The organism is Bacillus sp. JJ864 (genome assembly GCF_036963045.1).
GTDB classification, from domain to species: Bacteria; Bacillota; Bacilli; order Bacillales; family Bacillaceae_G; genus Bacillus_A; species Bacillus_A pseudomycoides_C.
In genome coordinates this window covers 325-6,096 of sequence record NZ_JBALLY010000242.1, presented here as the reverse complement: position 1 = coordinate 6,096, position 5,772 = coordinate 325, and the positions used below count along the sequence as shown (strand labels likewise).

Genomic DNA, 5,772 nt, shown 5'->3' with positions numbered 1-5,772 from the left:
ATCTTTATCTCTATAAAATTCCAAAAAGAAATCCTGCATGATACAAACATGCAGGATTTCAGTTCGTTAATCATTTTTTGCAAAATAAGAAACGAAGCGTAAAATTTCTAAGTATAACCAAACTAAAGTCATCATTAAGCCCATCGCACCGTACCACTCCATATATTTTGGAGCGCCGCCGCGTGCACCGCTTTCAATGAAATCAAAGTCTAACATTAAGTTTAATGCAGCAACAACAATTACAACTGCGCTGACAATCATACCAATTGTTCCGCCTTGATGTAAAAATGGAACTGGTACACCAAATAGTTGTAAAACTAAAACAATTAAATACATAATCGCAATTCCGAACGTCGCTGCCATTACACCCGTACGAAACTTATCTGTCACCTTCACAACACGCGTTGCATATAACACTAACATTGCTAGTAAAATAGAAACTGTTAATAATACTGCGTGTAAAATAATATAATCACCAAATTTCATTGTATATACAGCAGAAATACTTCCTAATACAATCCCTTCGACTGCTGCATAAATCGGTGCTGTAATTGGTGAAATACGCGGTACGAATATCGATACAAATGCAATAATTGCCGCAATAATTAAAGCACCAATTAACACTGGCATTTGCATTTTATTTTGTATCATCTGCATATATGCGTACACTGACGTTCCTAATAACAAAATAAGCATAATGAACGTTTTCGCAACTGCACCACCGACTGTCATCGCTGAAGTACTTACGCCTTCTTTACGAAACGCATCTTTCTTTAACATTGGATTAGATGTGCGCATGATTTCCCTCCTAAAATAGATTCTACTAATAGTGTAAAGATATTCCCTTTACATTTCAACATATGCAGCTTGTTTTTACTTTAACCCTTCTACAATGTCAGATAATTCACTCCAACGCTCCATTGTCTGTTCTAATTCTTCTTCTGTTCGTTGCTGCTCTTCAGAGAGTTGCTGTGCTTTCGTATAATCAGCGCCCACTTTTTCTAATTCTTCTGTAATACTTTCAATTTTCGCTTCTAATTCTGCAATCTTATCTTCAATCGTCTCCCATTCACGCTGTTCATTATAGGAAAGCTTACGTTTCCTTTGTTGTTTTGGAGCTTCTTCTACTTTCTTTTCTTTCTGCACTTCTGCTTTTAATAATGCTTCCTTTTCTTTTTTCTCATCTAAATAATCACTATAGCTGCCAAAGAAGATGCGAACGTTTCCGTTCCCTCCAAATACAAATAGTTCTTCTGCAATTTTATCAAGGAAGTATCGATCATGCGATACAGTAAGGACAACACCAGGAAACTCTTCTAAATAATCTTCAAGAACTGTTAATGTTTGCGTATCCAAATCGTTAGTCGGCTCATCTAAAAGTAAAACATTCGGTTCTCCCATTAAAATACGCAATAAATATAACCTTCTTCTTTCACCACCTGATAATTTACTAAGCGGTGTACCATGTGTATGCGGCTCGAATAAGAAACGTTCCAACATTTGCGAGGCACTAATCGTTTTTCCATCTGTCGTATGAATAACTTCAGCTGCTTCTTTAATATACTCAATCATCCGCTGATTTAAATTCATATCTTCATTTTCTTGCGTATAATATGCGATTTTTACCGTTTGTCCAACTTCAATCTCACCGCTGTCCGGTGTGATTTTACCAGCAAGCATGTTTAATAGAGAAGATTTCCCACTACCATTCGCACCAATAATCCCAATGCGATCTCCCGGTTTCACAATATATTGGAAATTACGGAGAACCGTTTTATCTCCAAATATTTTTGTCACATCTTTTAATTCCAGTACTTTCTTTCCTAACCTGCTGCCTCCAAGCGCAATATCAACGCTTTGTTTTTCACTTGGACCTTCTTGCTTTTGCAGTTCGTCAAACCGCTGAATCCGTGCCTTTTGCTTCGTAGAGCGTGCCTTTGCACCGCGGCGAATCCACGCAAGTTCACGGCGATATAAGTTTTGACGCTTTGCTTCTTGTGCCATTTCTTGTTCTTCTCGAAGTGCTTTCGCTTCTAAAAAAGCACCGTAGTTTCCTTCATAGCTATATAACTTACCATTATCTAATTCAAAAATACGGTTCGTTACACGATCTAAGAAATAACGATCATGTGTAACAAGTAAAACGGAACCTGTATAACGTGATAAATATTCTTCTACCCATTCTACTGTTTCATGGTCGAGATGGTTCGTCGGCTCGTCTAAAATTAATAAATCTGGTGTTTGAATGAAACATTGCGCCATTGCAATGCGTTTCTTCTGTCCGCCTGATAAATTTCCTACTTCCGCAGAGAAGTCAGTAATACCAAGCTTTGTTAGTAATGATTTTGCATTTGCATTCGCTTCCCAAGCATTCATTGCATCCATGCGCTGCTGCACTGCAAATAATGCTTCCTGCGCTTTCTCACTTGTTGGATTCTTTTCTAAGTTCAATAACGTTTGCTCATACTCACGAAGAAGACGAATTAACGGTGTATCACCATGAAACACCTGCTCCAGTACAGTTAAATTTTCTTTAAAATCTGGTTGCTGTGATAAATAACTGATCGTATACCCACGTGTATGCGTCATTTCCCCTGTATCTGGAATTTCCGTGCCCGCAATAATTTTTAATAGCGTTGATTTCCCTGTTCCATTCACACCGATAATACCAGCGCGCTGTCCTTCGGCAATACTAAAAGATAGACCATTAAATAATGGTTTATCCCCATATGATTTCGATACATTTTCGACTGTTAACATTCTCATATTTGTGCATTCCACTCTTTCATAAATTGATCAATAAATTGCTCCATATAGCGATGACGCTCTTCCGCCTCTTCCTTCGCTGCAACTGTATTCATTAAATCTTTTAGCTTTAACAGTTTTTCATAAAAATGATTTAACGATGGTTCATCACTTTTTCGATATTCTTCCTTCGTCATCGTTTCACGCGGTGGAATGTTTGGGTCATACAGTAAACGGCCCTTTGCCCCTCCATAAGCAAATGTTCGAGCAATCCCGATTGCTCCAAGTGCATCGAGGCGGTCAGCATCTTGAACAATTTCCCCTTCTAACGTCGCCACAGTTCCGCCGTGTCCACCTTTATAAGACATATTCGCAATAATATGAACAATTTGCTCTACATCTTCTTGGCTAATTCCCAATAGTTCAAGCCAGTCTGTTACTTTTTTCATACCAGCTTCTTCACTCTCATTTAACTTCTCATCTGCAACGTCGTGAAGCAGTGCTGCCATTTCAATAACGAAGCGATTCCCACCTTCTTTTTCAAACAATGCAATCGCTAATTTATGTACGCGTTCAATATGATACCAATCGTGACCACTTGCATCTTTTTCTAATATGTCTTTGACAAATATAATCGTTTTTTCAATTTGTTCTTGTTTATTCATAATATCTTCACCCAATTCATTATTATAACACGCCCTCATTTTTTCATCACACATTTTCTTGTCCGCCCATATTATATGTTGTACCAAGTATCATGAAGGAGGAAAAAAAATGTTTTATAACCCACAACACCCTTATCCGCAGCAACCCTATAATCCACCGCATCCTGAACAACAACTATACTACCCGTACCACTATGATCCACGTTTCCCTCAAGCCAGCCCTACAACGCCAACAGAACCAACTGAGCAACAAATCCAACAATACGCTGCACAATTTCAACACTTAAAACAACCCGTATTAAACCTCGTAAAACCTTGGGTAGAATACGGTGTAAAAGAAGCAAAGTATATATCCGTACCGCACGCAATGACGGAAATTACGGCAATCACATACTTAATTGGAAAAGGTTTTAATCCAACAGTTGCTCATTATATTGTTGAATCTTGGGAAAAGAATGAGCAGTTTTAAATCTATTCATTTTGTAGCACATACAAACTATGAAAGTGCCAAAGGACCTTGACATAAAAGGATTTCGGCACTTTTTTCTTTCTATAATCTATTTTATCACAAAAATATTTTTGTATTATTCGTGGTCAACATGTGGACAAAATGATCGAAGAAAAAAGCCTTTATATCAAGCCTTACACAATGTTTATCCAACAGGAATTTTTATCCCGTTTTTATTTTGTAACCTTCTGTACTATATATTTCAGTGTTTGAAGTATTAAAAATTAAAACTGATTAACTCTCCACCATATATATGTATACGTTAGGTTTCACTCATATTTATGTATCATTTCCAATTATACTTACATTGACCGTACATTTATGTGTGCATAAAAAATAGGAGTGGCTTTTTATCGCCTCTCCTACAAAATGACTGTTAAAGTAACTTGAGTATATGACGTAAGATGAATTGGTACAAATATCTAAAAACTCATTTTTCCATGAGTAAAATTTAATTTTTAAAAATAGTCACCTTATCAAAAAAATTAGCCCCACACAAAGCGGAGCTGCAAGGAAAGAAAAAATGAGATGAACTCTTATAAGTAACTAACTGTGGAAAAGGAATGTTTTCTAATTTACTAAAAATGAAAGAATTAACAAAAAAAAGAAAAAATTACTTAAAAAAAATATATTCAGAATATAAAATATTTCCGAAAGTATAAAATATCAAAGAGGATACTATGTTAAAAAAAGTAAGGATTACAGTAGGAGCAGTAACTATGTCAAAACAAATGTATCCAAATGATAGCGGGATATGGGATCATCAAGATGCTTTTAGACATGCTCACTGGAACGAACACATGGCGCATCGAATTGGACAAACTTTAGCTGCTAAATTTGCTACTGCCCATGAATCAACTAGTAGTGGAAATGATAAAGCGATGGATTTACACAATAATACTGTCGGAAGAGCGCATGCTGGTGAAGGACATGATAAATTAAGACAATTAGCAAGATGGGGTTATTTTAGAGTATTTGATGGGGATGGAAACTTAAGACCTACTTGGTATTAAATTCTTTTTTATCTTTTTGACTAAAAAATTATAAACACGAAAAGAGTTTAAATGATGAAAAAAAACAAATGGTTTTATACAATTTCAGCAATATTAAGTATCTCGACTATAGGAATATTGTATTTTGTATTTTTTTATCATGGTTTTGATATTACAATAAACAATAAAACAAATCGAGATATTGAAAATCTTACAATTACTGATAGTCGTAAACTTCAAAAATTTAAAATGCCCACTATTCATTCCAATAAACAATATAAAACTAAAATTAAGTTAAAAGATGTAGGAGAAAATAGTTTAACATTAACCTATCAAGATAATAAGAAAAAAAATACATAAAGTGACTATTTTTGGTTATTTTGAAGGGAGAGGAAAAGGAACAATAGATATCGTTATTAAATCTATTCTTCAAGATGGAACGTTAGACATACAAGTAAAGCAAAAGTAGCTAAATGGGGTCACCGTACACACCCCTTAACTTGAAAGATTCTATTATCCTCAAGTACAAAAAAGCGTTATCCTTTCTAAACAGGCTAGATTAGTGAAGTGCATTTCAATTAGAGCCGACTATTTTATTATTGAATACATTATGAATGTCTGATGATATACTGAGAATATATGAAACTGTAATAAAATAAACTGACTCAATGAACCTTCTATTATCACCATAACTCAGTAGTAAATCCTTCCGCAAAATATATCTATGTATCTGTTATACTAAATAACGTAATTAATTCAAGGGAGGACAACATAGTGAAAAAGTTTTTTAAATTTGGATGTTTAGGTCTTATTGCAATCTTTGTAATCATTATCATTGCAGCAATCATAGACAGATCTAATG

Annotated in this window: 5 protein-coding genes and 1 pseudogene; 3 read left to right on the top strand and 3 right to left on the bottom strand. The window is 35.1% G+C overall.

The genetic code is table 11. The features are described 5' to 3' along the window. Positions 1–66: 66 nt before the first annotated feature. The 3 genes from V7024_RS23955 to V7024_RS23945 form a co-directional block, all read right to left on the bottom strand. Entirely contained in the window at positions 67–798 is a 732-nt protein-coding gene (locus V7024_RS23955) for a Bax inhibitor-1/YccA family protein (RefSeq protein WP_335524566.1), read from the bottom strand. Positions 799–873: 75 nt separating this feature from the next. Then, positions 874–2,766 carry an ABC-F family ATP-binding cassette domain-containing protein gene (locus V7024_RS23950; protein ID WP_335524564.1) on the bottom strand — a complete coding sequence of 631 codons (1,893 nt, stop codon included), beginning with the start codon at positions 2,764–2,766 and terminating at the stop codon, positions 874–876. Continuing rightward, positions 2,763–3,410 (bottom strand): HD domain-containing protein, encoded by a 648-nt coding sequence (locus tag V7024_RS23945; RefSeq protein WP_335524563.1) that lies wholly within the window; start codon positions 3,408–3,410, stop codon positions 2,763–2,765. Before V7024_RS23945 ends, V7024_RS23950 begins: the two co-directional genes overlap by 4 nt. A 124-nt stretch (positions 3,411–3,534) precedes the next feature. On the opposite strand from V7024_RS23945, the pseudogene V7024_RS23940 reads away from it, so the two are divergent. The 3 genes and pseudogenes from V7024_RS23940 to V7024_RS23930 form a co-directional block, all read left to right on the top strand. Then, a pseudogene (locus tag V7024_RS23940) lies at positions 3,535–3,879 on the top strand (hypothetical protein); the annotation flags it as partial. A 719-nt stretch (positions 3,880–4,598) separates the two neighbouring features. Continuing rightward, positions 4,599–4,931, top strand: a complete 333-nt coding sequence (locus tag V7024_RS23935; protein WP_335524560.1) for a DUF6973 domain-containing protein — start codon at positions 4,599–4,601, stop codon at positions 4,929–4,931. Between the two features lie 54 nt (positions 4,932–4,985). Next, positions 4,986–5,270, top strand: a complete 285-nt coding sequence (locus tag V7024_RS23930) for a hypothetical protein (RefSeq protein ID WP_335524559.1) — start codon at positions 4,986–4,988, stop codon at positions 5,268–5,270. Positions 5,271–5,772 lie beyond the last annotated feature (502 nt).